This is a genomic window from Streptomyces sp. NPDC090741 (assembly GCF_044769045.1).
Classification (GTDB): Bacteria; Actinomycetota; Actinomycetes; order Streptomycetales; family Streptomycetaceae; genus Streptomyces.
Genome location: NZ_JBIVXF010000028.1, coordinates 36,093 through 54,121 on the forward strand (window position 1 = coordinate 36,093; position 18,029 = coordinate 54,121).

The 18,029-nt window shown below is 72.2% G+C and carries 16 protein-coding genes and 2 pseudogenes; 6 read left to right on the forward strand and 12 right to left on the reverse strand.

Going from position 1 to position 18,029, the window contains the following annotated elements:
- Window positions 1-25: 25 nt before the first annotated feature.
- The 6 genes from ACIQU4_RS40850 to fahA all read right to left on the reverse strand — a co-directional run bounded on the left by ACIQU4_RS40850 (window position 26) and on the right by fahA (window position 5,504).
- Window positions 26-796: an ABC transporter ATP-binding protein gene (locus ACIQU4_RS40850; protein ID WP_403742526.1), complete on the reverse strand. Its 771-nt coding sequence runs from the start codon at window positions 794-796 to the stop codon at window positions 26-28.
- Window positions 796-1,695 carry an ABC transporter permease gene (locus ACIQU4_RS40855; RefSeq protein WP_403742529.1) on the reverse strand — a complete coding sequence of 300 codons (900 nt, stop codon included), beginning with the start codon at window positions 1,693-1,695 and terminating at the stop codon, window positions 796-798. Before ACIQU4_RS40855 ends, ACIQU4_RS40850 begins: the two co-directional genes overlap by 1 nt.
- Window positions 1,692-3,050 (reverse strand): ABC transporter substrate-binding protein, encoded by a 1,359-nt coding sequence (locus tag ACIQU4_RS40860; protein ID WP_403742532.1) that lies wholly within the window; start codon window positions 3,048-3,050, stop codon window positions 1,692-1,694. Before ACIQU4_RS40860 ends, ACIQU4_RS40855 begins: the two co-directional genes overlap by 4 nt.
- A 32-nt stretch (window positions 3,051-3,082) precedes the next feature.
- Window positions 3,083-3,310 (reverse strand): ferredoxin family protein, encoded by a 228-nt coding sequence (locus tag ACIQU4_RS40865; RefSeq protein ID WP_030011381.1) that lies wholly within the window; start codon window positions 3,308-3,310, stop codon window positions 3,083-3,085.
- Window positions 3,311-3,343: 33 nt separating this feature from the next.
- On the reverse strand, window positions 3,344-4,114 hold the full coding sequence (locus ACIQU4_RS40870) for a GntR family transcriptional regulator (RefSeq protein WP_403742535.1): 771 nt from the start codon (window positions 4,112-4,114) through the stop codon (window positions 3,344-3,346).
- 151 nt (window positions 4,115-4,265) lie between these two features.
- Window positions 4,266-5,504, reverse strand: coding sequence for a fumarylacetoacetase (gene fahA / locus ACIQU4_RS40875; RefSeq protein ID WP_403742538.1), 1,239 nt, complete (start codon window positions 5,502-5,504; stop codon window positions 4,266-4,268).
- A gap of 140 nt (window positions 5,505-5,644) precedes the next feature.
- Here fahA and ACIQU4_RS40880 point away from each other — a divergent pair, with 140 nt between their 5' ends.
- Entirely contained in the window at window positions 5,645-6,466 is an 822-nt protein-coding gene (locus ACIQU4_RS40880; RefSeq protein WP_403742541.1) for a Cof-type HAD-IIB family hydrolase, read from the forward strand.
- Between the two features lie 35 nt (window positions 6,467-6,501).
- On the opposite strand, the pseudogene ACIQU4_RS40885 reads toward ACIQU4_RS40880, so the two are convergent.
- Together ACIQU4_RS40885 and ACIQU4_RS40890 are read right to left on the reverse strand one after the other, a co-directional pair.
- Window positions 6,502-8,538: pseudogene (locus ACIQU4_RS40885) on the reverse strand (CocE/NonD family hydrolase).
- A 21-nt stretch (window positions 8,539-8,559) separates the two neighbouring features.
- A complete protein-coding gene (locus tag ACIQU4_RS40890; protein WP_403742543.1) occupies window positions 8,560-10,086 on the reverse strand; it encodes a peptide MFS transporter in 1,527 nt (508 codons plus the stop codon).
- Between the two features lie 190 nt (window positions 10,087-10,276).
- Here ACIQU4_RS40890 and ACIQU4_RS40895 point away from each other — a divergent pair, with 190 nt between their 5' ends.
- The 4 genes from ACIQU4_RS40895 (at window position 10,277) to ACIQU4_RS40910 (ending at window position 13,432) form a co-directional block, all read left to right on the forward strand.
- Window positions 10,277-11,287 (forward strand): polyprenyl synthetase family protein, encoded by a 1,011-nt coding sequence (locus ACIQU4_RS40895; RefSeq protein WP_403742545.1) that lies wholly within the window; start codon window positions 10,277-10,279, stop codon window positions 11,285-11,287.
- A 219-nt stretch (window positions 11,288-11,506) separates the two neighbouring features.
- Window positions 11,507-12,724, forward strand: a complete 1,218-nt coding sequence (locus ACIQU4_RS40900) for an outer membrane lipoprotein carrier protein LolA (RefSeq protein ID WP_403742547.1) — start codon at window positions 11,507-11,509, stop codon at window positions 12,722-12,724.
- Between the two features lie 109 nt (window positions 12,725-12,833).
- The gene (locus tag ACIQU4_RS40905; RefSeq protein ID WP_384595905.1) at window positions 12,834-13,037 is read left to right on the forward strand and encodes a hypothetical protein; all 204 of its coding nucleotides are present in this window, start codon (window positions 12,834-12,836) and stop codon (window positions 13,035-13,037) included.
- Window positions 13,034-13,432, forward strand: coding sequence for a hypothetical protein (locus tag ACIQU4_RS40910; protein WP_403742551.1), 399 nt, complete (start codon window positions 13,034-13,036; stop codon window positions 13,430-13,432). Before ACIQU4_RS40905 ends, ACIQU4_RS40910 begins: the two co-directional genes overlap by 4 nt.
- A gap of 13 nt (window positions 13,433-13,445) precedes the next feature.
- Here ACIQU4_RS40910 and ACIQU4_RS40915 read toward each other — a convergent pair whose 3' ends face one another.
- The 3 genes from ACIQU4_RS40915 to ACIQU4_RS40925 all read right to left on the reverse strand — a co-directional run bounded on the left by ACIQU4_RS40915 (window position 13,446) and on the right by ACIQU4_RS40925 (window position 16,928).
- Window positions 13,446-14,762, reverse strand: coding sequence for a M28 family metallopeptidase (locus ACIQU4_RS40915; protein ID WP_403742554.1), 1,317 nt, complete (start codon window positions 14,760-14,762; stop codon window positions 13,446-13,448).
- A gap of 210 nt (window positions 14,763-14,972) precedes the next feature.
- Window positions 14,973-15,929, reverse strand: a complete 957-nt coding sequence (gene rarD, locus ACIQU4_RS40920; RefSeq protein WP_403742570.1) for an EamA family transporter RarD — start codon at window positions 15,927-15,929, stop codon at window positions 14,973-14,975.
- Between the two features lie 144 nt (window positions 15,930-16,073).
- On the reverse strand, window positions 16,074-16,928 hold the full coding sequence (locus ACIQU4_RS40925) for an NAD(P)H-binding protein (protein WP_403742558.1): 855 nt from the start codon (window positions 16,926-16,928) through the stop codon (window positions 16,074-16,076).
- Window positions 16,929-17,033: 105 nt separating this feature from the next.
- Between ACIQU4_RS40925 and ACIQU4_RS40930 the strand changes: the two genes are divergently transcribed.
- The gene (locus tag ACIQU4_RS40930) at window positions 17,034-17,396 is read left to right on the forward strand and encodes a winged helix-turn-helix transcriptional regulator (RefSeq protein WP_385584255.1); all 363 of its coding nucleotides are present in this window, start codon (window positions 17,034-17,036) and stop codon (window positions 17,394-17,396) included.
- 34 nt (window positions 17,397-17,430) lie between these two features.
- Here the strand turns inward: ACIQU4_RS40930 and ACIQU4_RS40935 are convergent.
- Window positions 17,431-18,029: pseudogene (locus tag ACIQU4_RS40935) on the reverse strand (2-oxoacid:ferredoxin oxidoreductase subunit beta); the annotation flags it as partial.

The following is an 18,029-nucleotide window of genomic DNA, read 5'->3' on the forward strand; positions in this document are numbered from 1 at the left end:
TCGGAGGTCTCGGAGGTCTCGGAGGTCACAGGGAGGCGAGGATCCGGCGGCGGAGGGCCGGGTGATCCGCGGACCGGTCGCGCGGAGCCGGTACGTCGAGCACCGCACCGGTGGCGAGGAGGGCGACGCGGTCGCCCACGAACAGGGCCTCGTCCACGTCGTGGGTGACGAAGACGACCGTCGCCCCGGTGCCGGCGAGGACCTCGACCAGGAGGTCCTGCATCCCGGCGCGGGTCTGGGCGTCGAGCGCGCCGAAGGGCTCGTCCATGAGGACGGCGCGGGGGCGCGCGGCGAGGGCGCGGGCCAGCTGGACGCGCTGGCGCTGGCCGCCGGAGAGCTGGTGGGGAAGCCTGAGGGCGTGATCGGTGAGTCCGACGCGCGCCAGCCAGTCCTCGGCGGTCCGGCGCCGCTCGGCGCGGGGCACGCGCCGGATGAGGAGGGGCAGTTCCAGGTTCCCCCGTACGGTGCGCCACGGCAGCAGGGCGTCGTCCTGGAAGACGAGCGCCCGGTCGGCGTCGGGCCGGGTGATCGGGGTTCCGTCCTGCGTGACGGTGCCGGCGAGCGGGGGCAGCAGCCCGGCGAGGGTGCGCAGCAGTGTGGACTTCCCGCATCCGGAGGGCCCGACGACGGCAAGCACCTCGCCGGGCCGGATGTCGAGGTCGAGCCGGTCGAGGACGGCGCTCCCGCCGGGCCGGCCGAGCCGCACGCCGTCGAGCCGGAGGGCCGAGCCGGGCCGCGGTGCCGTGGCCGCGGCGGCAGGGACGCGGGTGGTGGGTGGGGCCGCATGTGCGGACATCAGGGGACCTCCTGTGCGTGGTCGAATGCCGGTCGGGGACCCCCGGCGCCTCGAACGCCGACGGGGCTGACATGGCGCCGCGCGCCGTCCGGCTGTCGGGAGTGCCCGGCGGGCGGGCCTGCGGAGGGGCGTTCGGCGCGGGTCGGGAGCCATCGGGTCAGGAGGCGTCCCAGCCGCTCCACCGCCGTCGACGTGAGCCAGCCCAGGGCGCCGATCGTGGCCATGCCGACGAAGACCCCCGGGTAGTCCACCACCGTGTAGTCCTGCCAGGTGCGGTAGCCGACGCCGTACTCTCCCGAGATCATCTCCGCCGAGATCACGCAGATCCACGACACCCCGATCCCGACCGACAGACCCCCGAAGACACCGGGGAGGGAGCCCGGGAGGATCACCGACAGCAGCACGCGCGCCCGCGACGCGCCCATCGTGAGGGCCGCCTCCTCCCAGACCGGCGACAGCGCCGCCACCGCGTGGCGCGTGGAGACCAGCACCGGGAAGAACGCCGCCGCGCACGTGATGAACACGATTCCCTGCTCGTTCGAGGGGAAGAGGAGGATCGCCACCGGGACCAGCGCGATGGCCGGGATCGGGCGCACGACCTCCAGGACCGGGCCGAGCACGTCCGCCGCCACCCGCGAGCGGGCGATCGCGGTGCCCACCGCCACCCCCGAGGCCGCCGCCAGAGCGAAGCCCGACACGATCCTGCGCAGGCTGGAGAAGAGGTCTTGCCAGTACGGCGCCGTCGAGGCCCGCTCCACCAGCTTCGACGCCACCCGCGTCACCGTCGGGAACTGCCCGAAGCGGAGCCAGAATTCGACGTCCAGCGAAGTCAGCAGCTGCCACGCCACCAGGGCCGCCCCGAGCGAAGCCAGCCGCAGCAGCCTGCGCCCCGGGGTCACGACGCGATGCCTTCGGCTTCGGCGAAGCCCACGATCCGCGCCCCGGATCCCCCGTGCTGGTCGACGTACGACTTCGCGCCCGCCGGCGTGACGAACGCCCGCAGCTCGGCGCCCTCCGCCACCCACACCGCCTTGTCGGCGAACCACGGGGTCCCGGTCACCGCGTCCGGCACGTACGCCGCCCGGACCCCCGAAGCGCCCGCGCCCTTCAGGGCCTTCAGCAGGGCCGCCGGGGTGTCGAACGTCCGCGTGGCCGGCTCGTTCCTCAGCCACAGCTCGGGGCGGGCGGGCGCCGCCGCCGGGTAATCGGGCTCCGCCGCGGCCCTCTTGAGCGGCGCCGGGTCCACGAACGCGTCCACGTCCACGTCCCCGACCAGCTTCGCGTCCTTGAGGACCGGTACGTCCTCCTTCAGCGCCGCCAGCAGCTCCGGCCGCAGCGCCGGGTCGAAGGTCGCGATCCCGTTCGCGCCGTTGTAGAGGTACACGACCTCCGCCGGCAGCCCGGTCTCCTTCGCCACCGACTCCGCCGCCGCGACCGGCTGCGTCCGCAGGTACTCGGTCGCCTTGCGCTGCGCCCGCAGGAAGTCGTCCAGTACGCCGGCCCGCTGCTCCGCGAACTCCTGCCGCACCGTGACCCCGTGGAAGGTCGGCAGGTTCAGCTCGGCCCCGTCGTACAGGGCCTTGGCCTTCCCCTCGTACGCGAGCTGCCCGGGCCAGGCCACGAACTGCGACAGCGCGTCCGCACTGCCCGCCTGGAGGGCCGAAGCCCCCACGCTGGGCTGCTGGTTGAGCTTCTGGATGCCGCTCGCGGGATCGATGCCGGCGCGCCGCAGGGCCCGTACGAGGGTCCCGTCCGCGGCCGAGCCGACCGAGGTCGACACCCTCTTGCCGCGCAGATCGGCCAGCGAGGCGTAGGTCGCGCCGGGCGCGGTGACGATCGTGTTGAGGCCGCCGCGCAGGTTGTAGCCGGTCACGGAGACGAGCCGGGTCGGCTGCCCCAGCTCCTTGCCGCGCGCCGCGTTGATCAGCAGCGGGAAGTCGCCCATCGAGCCGATGTCGATCTTCCCGGCGGTCATCTGGGCGGTGATGGGCGCGCCCGTGGCGTAGTCCTGCCAGTCCACCTTGTACGCGACCCCGTCCCGCCGGCCGCGCTCCGCGAGCTCCTGCTCGAAGTAGCCGAGGGAGCGCAACAGGGTGCCGGCGGTGACGGTGTTGATGGTCTTGGACTGGTAGCCGACGGTCACCGTCACGGTCTTGGGGCCGTCCGCCCCGGCCGCGCTCCCGCCGCACCCACTGGCCAGCGGAACGAGGAGCACGGAGAGGGCGAGGGCGAAGGGCAGTCTCGAACTGCGCATCGGAACACGGCCTTTCACCGGGGTCACCGGGGTCACCGGAGGAGGTAGGGCATGTTGACGGTCACCGCGCCCGTGGGGCAGCGGGCGGCGCACGGGCCGCAGTACCAGCACTCGTCGACGTGCATGTACGCCTTGCCGTTGTCCTCGCGGATCGCGAGCGAGTCGAGCGGGCACATGTCGACGCAGAGGGTGCAGCCGTCGATGCACAGGGACTCGTCGATGGTCACGGGCACGTCGCCGCGCTGGGGGACCACAGGCATGGCTGTCTCCAGGAAGGGTGGGTACGCAGGGGGTCAGAGGGCGCGGCGGAGCAGGCCGCTCATGGTGATCCGGTCGCCGCGGAAGCGGATGAACTCCAGGTCCACGGGCCGGCCGTCGCCCAGATGGGTGAGCCGCTCCAGCATCAGTACGGCGGCCCCGCGCGGGGCCTGCAGTACGGCGGCGGAGTGCGCGTCGGCGTTGACGGCCTCCAGGGTGATCTCGGCGTGGCCGAGGGGCTGCCCGGTCAGGGACTCCAGCAGCCGGAAGACGTCGGTGTTCTCCAGGTCGCAGCCGAGCAGTTCGGCGCCGATGTCGAGGGGGACGTACGTGAGGTCGAGGGAGAGCGGCAGCCCGTTCAGCCGCCGCAGCCGCTCGATGTAGAGCACGTCGGCGTGCTCGGGGAGCCCCAGCCGGCCGGCGACGGGGGCGGGGGCGCGCACCGGGCCGACCGTGCGGACCTCGTTGGTCACCCGGCCGTGCTCGTGCAGGGTCTCGGCCAGCCCCTGGAGGCGGTCGAGGCCGTGCGGGTACTTCTCGCAGACGACGACGGTCCCGACCCCCGGCCGGCGTTCGACGAGCCGCTCGCCGCGCAGCAGGTCGAGGGCCTGGCGGACGGTGTTGCGGCCGGCTCCGTACTCGGCGGCGAGGACGTCCTCCAGCGGGAGGACCCCGCGGGGGTAGCCGCCGGCCAGGATCTGGTGGCGCAGCAGGTCGGCGAGCTGCCGCGCCCGGTCCGCGCGCAGTCGCCGCCGGCGCGCTGCGGCGACCGGGACGGTGTGCTCACGGGTGCGTTCGGCTGGCATGGCACGGAACATACCGACGGGTCCCGGCCGGTGGTGTTGCCGCAGTATTGCGCCACCGCGGAGGCTCAGTGGCAGGGCTGTGACCTGCTACGACGCCGGGGTGGCGGAAAGATCCGCCACCCCGGTGGTGTCCCTCGTCCCGAGGGGCGGACTAGCGGGATCCCACAATGCGGCCGGTGACCTCGCCGAGGCCGACGCGGGTGCCGCCCTGGCCCGGGGCCCAGGCGGTGAGGGTGACCGTGTCGCCGTCTTCGAGGAAGGTGCGCTTGCCGTCGGCGAGCTCGATGGCGTCGCGGCCGTTCCACGTCAGCTCCAGCAGCGAGCCGCGCTGCCCGACCTCGGGGCCGCTGACCGTGCCCGAACCGTAGACGTCGCCGGTGCGCAGGGAGGCGCCGTTGACCGTCATGTGCGCGAGCTGCTGGGCGGCGGTCCAGTACATCGTCGCGAACGGCGGCTGCGCGACCTCCTGCCCGTTGATGGAGACGGTGATGCGCAGGTCGAAGCCGCCGGGCCGGTCGGCTTCGGCGTCGTCGAGGTACGGCAGCAGCGGGAAGTCGCGGGCGGGCGGGGCGACCCGGGCCGCCTCCAGGGCCTCCAGCGGGGTGACCCAGGCGGAGACGGAGGTGGCGAAGGACTTGCCGAGGAAGGGGCCGAGCGGCACGTACTCCCAGGCCTGGATGTCGCGCGCCGACCAGTCGTTGAGCAGGAACAGCCCGAAGACGTGGTCCTCGAAATCGGCCAGCGGCACCGGGCGGCCCTGCTCGGACGGGGTGCCGACGACGAAGCCGACCTCCGCCTCGATGTCGAGCTTGACGGACGGGCCGAAGACGGGCGCCGCGTCCGCCGGGGCCTTGCGCTGCCCGGAGGGCCGCACGACATCCGTCCCCGAGACCACGATCGTGCCGGACCGGCCGTGGTAACCGATCGGCAGGTGCTTCCAGTTGGGCGTCAGCGCCTCGCCGTCCGGGCGGAAGATGTGGCCCACGTTGGTGGCGTGGTGCTCGCTCGCGTAGAAGTCGACGTAGTCGGCGACCTCGTACGGCAGGTGCAGGGTGACGGCGTCGAGCGGGAGGAGGTGCGGCTCGACCGTCTCGCGGTGGCCGGGGTCGGTCACCCACGCGGTCAGCGCGCGGCGCACGTCGCGCCAGGCGGTGCGGCCGGCGGCCAGCAGCGGGTTGAGCGAGGACTGCCCGAGCAGCGTGGCGTACGGGGAACCGAGCGCGGCCGCGGCCGCCCCCGCGTCGAGCACGTGTCCGCCGATGCGCACGCCGATGCGACGGCGGCCGGGCTCCGCGGAGGTGGGTCCGGGGGTGGAGAAGACGCCGTACGGGAGGTTGTGCGGCCCGAACGGGTCGCCCTCGGGGACATCGAGGGGGCTCTGCTGGGGCATGGGGTACTGCCTCGCTTTCGATGCGGTCCGGGGGTGTCCCGGCGGCTGGTCGATACGTTACGTGGCCAGTGGGGCCGGTGGGAGGCCGGATTCGGGTTCTATTTGTAGGACTTGTCCAAAGGGGTCCGTATCCTTGCGCCGTGACTTCCGACCCGCATTCGGCCCTCCCGTTCGCCTTGATCGCCACTGACCTGGACGGAACCCTGCTGCGCGCCGGAGACACCGTCTCCGCCCGCTCGTACGCGGCGCTCGCGACGGCGCGCGCCGCGGGCGCCCAGCACATCATCGTCACCGGACGCCCCGTCCCGCAGGTCCGCCATGTGCTGGACGACCTCGGCTACACGGGGCTCGCGGTGTGCGGGCAGGGCGCGCAGGTGTACGACACGGCGGGCGCGCGCCTGTTGCACTCCATCGCGCTGGACCGGGAGCTGGCCGACGTGGCGCTCGGGAAGATCGAGGCGGAGATCGGTGAGGTGTACGCGGCGGTCAACCAGGAGGGGGTGGACGCCGAGATGCTGATAGGGCCGGGCTACCGGATGTGGCACCCGCACCTGCCGACGGTCCGGGTGCGCACGCGCTGCGACCTGTGGGCCGCGCCGATCAACAAGGTGCTGCTCCAGCACCCGGAGCTGGACGACGACGAGCTGACGCGCGTCGCGCGTGCGGTGGTCGGGGACCTGGTGAACGTGACGATGGCGGGGGAGCACACGGTGGAGCTCCAGCCGCCGGGCGTCAGCAAGGCGAGCGGACTGGCGCTGGCGGCGCAGGTGCTGGGGGTCGGCCCGTCGTCGACGATCGCCTTCGGCGACATGCCGAACGACATCCCGATGTTCGCGTGGGCGGCGCACGGCGTGGCCATGGCCAACGCCCACCGCGAACTGATCGCCGTGGCCGACGAACTGACCCTCTCCAACGAGCAGGACGGCATCGCGGTGGTCCTGGAACGCCTCTTCCCGGGCTGATCCGGCCCCGCCGGCATCCCGGCCCCGCAGGGCCGTCAGCCGGCGGCCCGCGGCAACCGCCGCTCCCACGTCCGGTGGAAGACGACCTCCTCCCCCTCCCGGCACACCACCTCGTTCGAGGTCACGAACCCACCCTCGTCGCAGGAGATCTCCGACCGGGTCTCGATACGGGCGTCCCACCCCAACTCCGGCCGGTGCAACCGGATCCGCCACTGCGAGCGGGTCCGGGCCGACAGCGGATCCGCCGAGTCGATCTCGTAGACCTCCTCCGCGTCCTCCCCGTACTCCAGCCCGTCCGGATACACCCGTGTGCCCCCGTACCGCGGGTCCACCTCCAGCCGCCACCGCCCGCGCGCCACGTCCCGTACGACCAGCCGCTCCGGCCGCGGCTCGTCCAGCGTGGCCGGGTACGACACCCCCAGCGGCTCCGCCTGCTCCGGCGGCTCGAAGCCGATCTCCGGGCCGGAGGCGTCCGCTCCCGCGGCCCGGACCGGCAGGACCACCGCACTCCCCGCCGGATCCAGCGTCCACCCCGCCTGCGACCCGGCCCGCGGCCAGATCCACGGCCAGTACGCCGAGGACAGCGCGAGCCGGATCCGGTGGCCCGCGGCGAACCGGTGCCCGATGCCGTTCAGCTCGAAGACGACGTCCTCGTACGCGCCCACCGGCCACGGCACCGCCTTGTCCCGGCCCAGCCGGGCCGAGAGGTTCAGCGCGCCCCGCGTCACCAGCGTCGAGGCCCCGTCGGGCGCCACGTCGCACAGCCGCGCCACCACCTGCCCGTACGGGACGTCCATCCGCAGCCGGGCCGTCACCTGCGCGCGGCCCAGGATCTCCACCGGCTCGCGCCCCACCGGGAACTCGAAGCAGGCCGACTTCGCGTCCTCCTCCCGCTGGTCCGGCGGCAGGTCCGCGTCGTTGCCGAAGGGGAAGAACCGCCCCGCGTCCAGCCCCGTGTGCTGCGGGGAGGCCACGGCCACCGGCGCGCCCTGGAGCGCGTACGTGACCGGGGTGACGGCCGGGGAGGGCCATTCGGCGTCCCCGACCCAGCGGCCCGGCAGTACCTCGTACGTGGTCGCCGGCGGATGCGACTGCGAGATCCAGGACCGCAGCAGGGGCTCGTCCATCACCCCGTTGTCGGCGCCCTTCAGTCAGTGGTCCCACCAGCGCAGGGTCTCCTGGAGGAACCCGATCGCCGGCCCGGGCGGCAGCCCCCGGTCCGGGTACTGGTGCGACCACGGGCCGATGAGCCACCGTACCCGGTCGGCGGGCAGGTGCGAGACCAGCCGCAGCACCGTGTCCCGGTACGGGTCGTGCCAGCCGCCGACCGCCAGCACGGCCGCGCCGATCGCCGGGTAGTCCTCGCAGACGCTGCCGTGGCGCCAGTAGTCGTCCCGCGTCTGGTGCGCCAGCCAGGTGTGGATCAGGGGTTCGACGGATTCCAGCCGCGCGAGCCACTGCTCGCGCCAGCCGTCGCCGACGAACAGCGGGTCCGGCGGCCGCGCCGCGAAGGCCAGCATGGTCGCCGCCCAGGCGTGCATGTCCACGGCCAGCACCGAGCCGCCCATGTAGTGGACGTCGTTGTCGTACCGGTCGTCCGTCGAGCAGACCGTGACGACCGCTTTGAGCGCCTCGGGGGCCAGTGCCGCGATCTGGAGGGAGTTGAACCCGCCCCACGAGATCCCGAACATCCCCACCGACCCCGTGCACCACGGCTGCGCCGCCAGCCACTCCACCACCGCGACCCCGTCGGCCAGTTCCCGCGCGTCGTACTCGTCGCCCGGGTTCCCGCCGCTGCAGCCGTGGCCCCGTACGTCCACCCGGACCGAGGCGTAGCCGTGGCCCGCGTACCAGGGGTGGCGCTGCCAGTCGCGGGGCGCGGTCCAGTCGGTCAGCCGGTACGGCAGGTACTCCAGCAGCGCCGGGACCGGCTCGTCGGTCAGCGGGCGCCAGATCCGGGCGTACAGCTCCACCCCTCCCCCAGAGCCTTCGGCCTGGGAGGTGCCCCCAGGCATCGGGATCCGGACGTCCTCGTGCGCCGTCTCGTACGGGAACTCGGTACGGATGATCATGCGGGAACCACCTCGTTCGCCTCAGTGGACGGGGTGCATCGTGCGCCGCAGCCACGGCGCCAGCGCGATCACGGCCAGGCCCGCCACCACCGCGATCGCGCCGTTGACGCCGAAGTACACGGGAGCGGACACCTGGCCGTAGACCTTGACCACCTGTGCCTGGATGCCGTTGGCCAGGGCCAGCGAGAGGAACCAGAGGGCCATGGTCTGGCTGCCGAAGGCCTTCGGGGCGAGCTTCGTGGTGGCCGACATGCCGGAGGTCTCCAGCAGGACGTCGCCGAGCCCGAGCAGCAGGTACGAGCCGACGATCCACCAGGCGGCCATCCGGTACGCCTCCCCGCCGTGCCCGGAGGTGGGGATCACCATCAGCAGGAAGGACAGGCCGCCCAGGACGACCCCGATGGCGATCTTGTTGGAGGCGTGCGGCTGGCCCCGGCCCATCCGGACCCACAGCGCGGCCACGACCGGGGCGAGCGCCACCTCGAACGCGCCGAGCGCGGAGGCGTACCAGCTCGCGGGGAAGTGGAAGCCCAGGACCTCGGTCCGGGCGTTCGTCGAGGCGAGCAGCATCATCGTCGAGTACGCCTGGAAGAGGATGAAGTTGAAGGCGACCGAGGCCAGGAAGAGCACCACGTACGGGCGCAGCCGTCCGCGTTCCTCGCGCGTCACCCGCGGGCTGCGGAACATGACCGCGAAGTAGACGGCGGGCGCGATCACCGAGACGAGCGTGAGCAGGTCGACGAAACGGCCCATCGTCAGCCATCCGAGGCCCGCCAGAAGGGTGGCGAGCGCGCCCGCGGCGAGGAGTCCGGCGACGATCCGGCGCACGGCGCGGCGCATCGCGTCGGGGGCGAGGGCGTACTCGGCCGAGTGCTTTCGCCCGGCCAGATGGCGGCGGCCGAGGACGTACTGGATGAGTCCCGCGGTCATGCAGACGGCGGCGGCGGAGAAACCCCGGTGCCAGCCCTGGTGCTCGCCGAGCCAGCCGGTGATCAGGGGTCCGGCGAACGCGCCGATGTTGATGGCCGTGTAGTAGAGGGCGAATCCGGCGTCGCGCCGCTCGTCGTCCGTCCGGTACAGCTTGCCGACCATGCTGGCCACGTTGGGCTTGAGCAGGCCGGTGCCCGCGCTGATCAGGCCGAGGCCCGTCCAGGTCATGGCGGCCGTCGGCACCGCCATGGCGTAGTGGCCGCAGGCGATCAGGACGCCGCCCCAGAGCACGGCCCGGTACGAACCGAGGATCCGGTCGGCGAGCCACCCGCCGGCGACGGAGACGAGGTAGACCATGGTCCCGTAGGCCGCCGCGACGGAGGCCGCGGTGCCCGGGTCCATCCCGAGGCCGCCGTTGGCCACCGTGTCCGCGAAGTAGAGGACGAGGATGGCCTGCATGCCGAGGAACGAGAAGCGCTCCCAGACCTCCAGTCCGGACAGCGTGGCGAGGCCCCGGGGGTGGCCGAGGAACGCGTGGTCGTCGGCGGGCGGCGGCTGGTCCGCCTCCGGGTCTACCGGTTCCGCCGGTTCCTCTATTGCGGTGGTAGTTCTGGACAAAACGTATTCTCCGGTTGTTTCGGCTCCTCACGAACATACCGGTGCGCATCGGGCAGTGCGCGGGTCGCGACATGGCGGCCGCTCTCGGTGATCGAAAACAGACCGGATACGCTGGCTTGAGTGATGGCAGCGACACATCGACAATCCAGGTGATCGTCACCGTGATCGTCAGCAGACAGGAGTACCCCTCGTGACCGTCGTCGGGCCGTTCGGACTGAGCGTGCGGGACCAGGCTCTTGAGACCGATGTCCAGGCCGGACTGGCCGCCGTCGAGGCGGGTCTGCTGGAGGCCACCAAGAGCGAAGTCCCCTTCATCACCGATGCCGCGCAGCACCTGCTGCGCGCCGGGGGCAAGCGGTTCCGGCCGCTGCTGGTGATGCTCGCCTCCCGATTCGGCGATCCCTACGCGCCCGGCATCGTGCCCGCCGCGGTGGTCGTCGAACTCACCCATCTGGCGACGCTCTACCACGACGACATCATGGACGAGGCGGACGAGCGCCGCGGCGTGGCCAGCGCCAACGCCCGCTGGGGCAACTCGGTGGCCGTCCTGACGGGTGATTTCCTGTTCGCCCGCGCCTCGCACATCCTGGCCGACCTCGGGCCGGAGGCGGTACGCATCCAGGCCGAGGCCTTCGAGCGGCTGGTCACCGGCCAGATCCTGGAGACGGCCGGCCCGCGCGACGGCCGTGACCCGGTCGCCCACTACCTCGACGTCATGGCCGGCAAGACCGGCTCGCTCATCGCGGTCTCCGGCCGGTTCGGCGCGCTGATCTCCGGCGCCGACGAGTCGGTCGTCGACATCCTGACCCAGTACGGGGAGCGCCTCGGCATCGCCTTCCAGCTCGCCGACGACGTCCTGGACATCGCCTCCGACTCGCACGAATCCGGCAAGACCCCGGGCACGGACCTGCGCGAGGGCATCCCCACGCTGCCCGTACTGCGGCTGCGAGAGATGGCCGCCCGGGGCGGCGACCCCGACGACCTGGAGCTCGTGGGCCTCCTCGACGGCGACCTGACCGACGACGCCGCGCACGCCGAGGTGCTCGCCCGGCTGCGGGTGCACCCCGCGCTGGAGCAGGCCCGCCGCGACACCATCCGGTACGCGCAGGAGGCGCGGGCCACGCTGGCGCCGCTGCCGGAGGGCTTCGCGAAGTCGGCGCTGGAGGAGCTGTGCGACGCGGTGGTGCACCGCGCCGGCTAGGACGAGGCCCGGTACGGGCCGGGTACGCCCGGATACGTCCGGACAAGCCGTTCGGCAGAGGCGAGGGCCCGGCATCCCCTAAGGGTGGAGGATGCCGGGCCCTCGCCGTGTCATCCCTGCGGCGTACGCCGAGTTGGCCCCGGGGAGTGACGCCCCGACCCCTCCCCTTTTGGTCAGATGGAGACACACCAGAACGGGTGACACAGAGGTAGGGCAGACATGGCAACGAACGCAAAGACCCGCAAGGCCGCCCGGTACGCCGTACCGGTAGCGGTGGCGGGTGTGGCCGCCGCGACCGTGGCGATGGTCCCGGCCTTCGCGAACTCCGGCGGCCCCGACCTGCCGAAGATGACCGCGCAGCAGCTCATCGAGAAGGTCGCGGCCTCCGACGTGCAGCAGCTGTCCGGCAGCGCGAAGATCAGCACCGACCTGGGTCTGCCGACCCTGGCGAGCGGCCTCCTCGGTGGCGGGGGTGTCGCGGGCGGCTCGGCCAACCCCGAGGACAAGATCGCGCAGCTGGCGAACGGCTCGCACACGCTGCGCGTCGCGGCCGACGGCCCGGACCGCCAGAAGCTCACGTTCGTGGACGGCAAGGACGAGTACAGCCTCATCCACAACGGCGCCGACGTCTGGGGGTACGACAGCAAGGCCAACGAGGTCTGGCACGAGAAGAACCCCGGGGCGGCGGCCGGCAAGGACCAGAAGAAGACGGCCGAGCGGCTCGGCGGCGCCTCGCCCCAGCAGCTGGCCCAGGACGTGCTGAAGGCCGCCGGCCCGACCACGGACGTCAGCGTGGGCGAGAGCGCGCAGGTGGCCGGCCGGGACGCCTACCAGCTGGTGCTGAAGCCGAAGCAGAGCGGATCCACGGTCGGCTCGGTCAAGATCGCGGTGGACGCCAAGAACGGTGTGCCGCTGCGGGTGCAGCTGCTCGCGGCCGAGGGCGGCAAGCCGATCGTCGACGCGGGGTTCACCAAGGTGGACTTCGCCAAGCCGTCCGCCGACACGTTCGCGTTCACCGCGCCCAAGGGCGCCAAGGTGACCGAGGGCGCTGCCGAGGCGGGCAGGGACGGCCGCGGCCACGGCAAGGAGTTCAAGGGCCTGGACTCCTTCCCCGGCCTGGACGCCCTGACCGGCGGCATGGGCGGCGCGGCCGGCAAGGGCGGCGAGACGAAGGTGCTCGGCGAGGGCTGGGCGACCATCGCCCGCGTCGACACGGGTGCCGGCAAGAGCCTGAAGGACATCGAGAACGGCAAGGACACTCCGAAGGAGGCCAAGCAGTTCCTCGACTCCCTCGGGGGCAAGGTCGCCGGCAAGTTCGGCGAGGGCCGGGTCTTCAAGACCCGCCTGGTCAACGCCCTGATCACGGACGACGGCAAGGTCTACGTCGGGGCGGTCACCAAGGACGCGCTGGTGAAGGCGGCCGACGCCAACAAGTAGTGCCGTACGGCGGGTAGGACTGTCCGAAGGGTGGGCGGGGACTGTGTCCCTGCCCACCCTTCGGCCGTTCCGGCTCCGTGTACAGCGGCCCCGCTGTACCGTGAAAAGCATGTCGAGACACGTCACCATCCGCCTGGACGAAGAGTTCCACGAGCGCCTCAAAGCGCGCGCGGCGGCATTGGGGACGACGGTCACCGCGCTGATCACCGAGGTAACGGAACGCGAGCTCGACGAGGACCGGAAGAAGTTCCTGTCCGGCATCGAGGAGTTCGCCGACCACTGGGGCTACTTCCAGGAGCGGTTCGGCAATTGAAGATCACCATGGAGTGGGCCTGGACCGCTCTGGCCCACCATCTCCCGTCAGATCCCGCCGTGTGGGATCCCTCCGGGGTGGCCGCCGCGGTCGCCCGGCACCAGAACGACCTCGTCCTGGTTCCCGAACAGCCCGCCCCGGACACCGCGTGGCGGGCCGCCGCGTTTCTGCACACCCTCGCGGTGTGCCCGGCGCTGGAATCGCCGATGAACGAGTTCTACGCGGCCGCCGCCACGCGCTCGTACCTGCGCGTGGCGGGAGCCAAGCAACTGCCCTCGCCGGAGGACCTCGGCGACCTGGTGGAGGCGGCCAAGCTGGGCCGCGCCGACATCGCCGCGGTCGCCGAGGAACTGCGCGCCCTCATACAGGAGTCGCAGACGGTCCCGCCGTCCTAGACCCGCTCCTGTCTCAGAAGGTGATCTTCCAGCTGTCGATGTAGCCGGTGTCCTGCGCCGCCCCGTCCTTGACCTGGAGCTTCCAGACCCCGTTGGCCACCTCGCTCGACGCGTTGACCGTGTACGTCTGGACGAGGTTGTCGGCGCTGCCGCCGCTGCGGTTGTGCAGGTTGTAGACCGTGCCATCGGGGGCCACCAGGTCGACCACCAGGTCACCGCGGTAGGTGTGGACGATGTTCACGTCGACCTTGGTGGTGGCCGGTGCGTTGCCCGTGACGCCGGAGACCGTGATCGGCGAGGTCACCGCGGCGCCGGGGGAGTCCGGGACGTTCACGTCCGCCGTGTTCTCGAAGGACGGGCCCGGCGGGACCGTGGTGGCCGCCCCCAGGTTCCAGATCGCGTACGCGATGGCGTCGGAGTTGCGGTCAAGGGCGGTGTCGTCGATGTTCGCCGAGGTGTCGCACGAGGCGTGGTAGCAGCGGTCGAAGGCCTGCCCGGAGGTGCCGCCCCACTTCTGCGCCTGCGCCGCCGTCTTGGTGTAGTCGGCGCCGGAGAACAGACCGCCGACCGGGATGCCCGCGCTCTTGAACGGGGCGTGGTCGGAGCGGCCGTCGCCCTCGGTCTCGATCTCCGTCGGGATGCCGACGCCCGCGTAGTAGTTCTTGAAGGTCTGCTCGATGGTCGGGTCGTCGTCGTAGACGAAGTAGCCCGGGTTCGGCGAGCCGATCATGTCGAAGTTCAGGTACCCGGAGATCTTCGACTTCTCGGCGGCCGGCAGGTTGTTCACGTAGTACTTCGAGCCGATCATGCCGAGCTCCTCCGCGCCCCACCAGCCGAACCGCAGGTGCTTGGTGGGCTGGAGCTGTGCGCGCGAGACGGCCAGCGCCGTCTCCAGGATGGCGGCCGAGCCGGATCCGTTGTCGTTGATGCCGGGGCCGGCGGTCACCGAGTCCAGGTGCGATCCGGCCATCAGCACCGAGTTCGGGTCACCGCCCGGCCAGTCGGCGATCAGGTTGTAGCCGGTCGCGCCGCTGCTGGTGAAGGTCTGCAGGGTGGTGGTGAAGCCGGCCGCGTCCAGTTTGGCCTTCACGTAGTCGATCGAGGCCTTGTAGCCGGCCCGGCCGTGGGCGCGGTTGCCGCTGTTGGCGGTGGCTATGGACTGGAGCTGCGCCAGGTGCGCCTTGACGTTGGCGACCGGGATGTCGGGCGGGGCCGGCGCCGCGGTCGCCGCCGTGGGGGCGGCGAGCGCGGCGGGAGCGGTGGAGGCGAACAGGCCGGCGACCGCGATCGCGGTCACGGCGGCGAGACGCCGGGAGACGGACAGGCTCATGTGGGGGACTCCGGGATTCCGTTGGGGATTGAACGGAACGTGCGGGGTGGCGCAATTGAGCGATCGTGCGTCAGTGCGAGCCTGATGTTCAGTGGAAGGGTGACTGCCCGTCAAGACCGCGATTCGGTCAGGGTGGTTCGGAAAACGGACGATCCCCGCTACGGAGGTTCCGTAGCGGGGATCGTGGGGGTGTCGGGGCGCGCGGTGGGGCTATGCCGGCTCGGGCGCCGGGGCGGCCGCCACCGGCCCGGCGGCGGCGCGGGCCGCTTCGAGCCGGGCCCGGTTCTTGCGTGCCGTGCGCAGCGCGTCCCAGGTGAGCAGCGCCAGCGCGGCCCAGACCAGGGAGAACCCGGCCCAGCGCTCCGGCGGCATCGCCTCGTGGAAGTACACGACGCCGAGCCCGAACTGGAACACCGGGGCCAGGTACTGGAGCAGCCCGAGCGTGGAGAGCGGGACCCGGATCGCGGCCGCCCCGAAGCAGACCAGCGGGATCGCGGTGACCAGCCCGGTCGCGGCGAGCAGCGAGGCGTGCCCGAGGCCCTCTGCGGCGAAGCTCGACCGGCCCTGAGCGCCCAGCCACAGCAGGTAGCCCAGGGCGGGCAGGAACAGCAGCGCGGTCTCGGCGGCGAGCGACTCGACCCCGCCCATGTTGAGCTTCTTCTTGATCAGCCCGTACGCGGCGAAGGAGAAGGCCAGCACCAGCGAGATCCACGGCGGCCGCCCGTACCCGACGGCGAGGACCAGTACGGCGGCCACTCCGATGCCCACCGCCGCCCACTGCGCCCGGCGCAGCCGCTCGCCGAGGAGCAGCACGCCGATCGCGATGGTGACGAGCGGGTTGATGAAGTAGCCGAGGCTGGCCTCGACGACCGCGCCGTTGTTGACGGCCCAGATGTACAGGCCCCAGTTCACGGAGATCACCGACGCGGCCAGCGCGGTCAGGCCCAGCTTGCGGGGCTGGCGGAGCAGGTCACGTATCCAGGCCCAGCGGCGCATGGCCAGCAGCGCGATCCCGACCACGCCCAGCGACCACACCATGCGGTGGGCGAGGATCTCGATGGCCCCGGACGGCTTGAGCAGCGGCCAGAACAGGGGGACCAGCCCCCACATCCCGTATGCGCCGAATCCGTAGAGCAAACCCGTGTGCTGTTCGTTCTCCGCCTTCACGGGGCCCTCCAGTCGTAATTCGGCCAACCTCACGAAGGTAGCGCCGGGCGGACCGGCTGTCATGCCCGTCTACGGGAGATACTCATGACACCTCCGGGGCCTTGCGTGGCCGCGGAGGCGCGGACTCAGGCCGAGACGGCTCGCTCAGGCCAGGGCGGAGGCGATGGCGTGGGCCACCGGGGTCGTCGGGCGGCCGATGAGCCGGGCCAGGTCCCCGCCGGTGTGGGCCAGCCGGCCGCGGGAGATCGCCGCGTCCACGTCGACGAGGATCGCCGCGAAGCCCTCGGGCACCCCGGCGCCGGTCAGGATCGACAGGTGCGCCTCGGCCGGGACCTCGCTGTACGCGACCTCCTTGCCGGTCTGCGCCGCGACCTCGGCCGCGTACTCCGCCAGGCTCCACGCCGAGTCGCCGGAGAGCTCGTACACCTGGTTCAGGTGGCCTTCGCCGGTCAGTACGGCGGCCGCCGCGGCGGCGTAGTCCGCCCGCGCGGCGGAGGCGATCCTGCCCGCGCCCGCGCTGCCCACGACCGCGCCGTGCTCCAGGACGGTGCCCAGGTTCCCGGTGTAGTTCTCGTGGTACCAGCCGTTGCGCAGGAGGGTGTGGGGCAGGCCGGAGTCGAGGACGGCCTGCTCGGTGACCTTGTGCTCGGCGGCCAGGTCGAAGTCGGCCTCGGGGCCGCCGAGGATCCCGGTGTACGCGAGCTGGGCGACGCCGGCGGCCTGCGCGGCCGCGATCACGGCCAGGTGCTGCGGCACCCGGCGGCCGACCTCGTTGCCGGAGATCAGCAGGACGCGGTCGCCGGAGCGGAAGGCGCCCGCCAGGGTTTCGGGGGCGTCGTAGTCCGCGACGCGCACCTCGACCCCGCGCGCGGCCAGGTCGGCGGCCTTCTCCTCGCTGCGGACGACGACGGCGACGCGCTCGGCGGGGACCTGGTTCAGCAGCTCCTCGACGACGAGGCGGCCGAGGGCTCCGGTGGCTCCGGTGACGACGATGCTCATGGGGTGCGCTCCTTGCGTGGGGCCGTGTCTTGCTTCGGGGTATGGCACCACCTTAGGGAGAGCGCTAACCTTTCGTAAGTACCCACTTCAAAGTAAGGTACTGGTATGGAAGTAAGTGTGAAGGCTCCGATGTGCCCCTCCCGCGGAGTGCTGGAGCACGTCACCAGCCGCTGGGGCGTCCTGGTGCTGGCCGCGCTCGTCGAGCGCTCGTACCGGTTCAGCGAGCTGCGCCGGGAGGTGGGCGGCGTCAGCGAGAAGATGCTGGCCCAGACCCTCCAGACGCTGGAGCGCGACGGATTCCTGCTGCGCGACGCCAAGCCCGTGATCCCGCCGCGCGTGGACTACTCGCTGACCGAGCTGGGGCGCGAGGCCGCCGAGCAGGTATGGGCGCTGGCCCGCTGGACCGAGCGGCGCACCACCGACGTCCAGGCGGCGCGGGCCGCGTACGACGAGGCCCGGAGCTCCTGAGGAACTCCGGGCCGTCCGTTCGGCGAGGCGCGGGTCAGCCGACGACCGTCCAGGTGTCGTTGCCGGCGAGCAGGGTGCTGAGGTCGCCCTTGCCCTTGGCGTCGACGGCCGCATCCAGCTGCTCGGCCATCAGCGTGTCGTAGACCGGCCGCTCCACGCTGCGGAAGACCCCGATGGGCGTCTGGTGCAGGGTGTGCGGGTCGGCCAGCCGGGACAGAGCGAAGGCGGTGGTCGGGCCGGCGCCGTGCGCGTCGTGGACCAGGATCCGGGACTCGTTCTCGGGGGTCACCGTGACGACCTCCAGCTCCCCGGTGGCCTGGTCGCGTACGACGCCCTTGTGCCCGTCGGCGCCGAAGCGGATCGGCTGCCCGTGCTCCAGCCGGATCACGGCCTCCTGCGCCTGCGCGTTGTCCTTGAGGACCTCGAAGGCGCCGTCGTTGAAGATGTTGCAGTTCTGGTAGATCTCCACGAGCGCCGTGCCCTGGTGGTCGGCGGCCGCGCGCAGTACCTCGGTGAGGTGTTTGCGGTCGGAGTCGATGGTCCGGGCGACGAAGGTGGCCTCCGCGCCCAGCGCCAGTGAGACCGGGTTGAAGGGCGCGTCGAGCGAGCCCATCGGGGTGGACTTGGTGATCT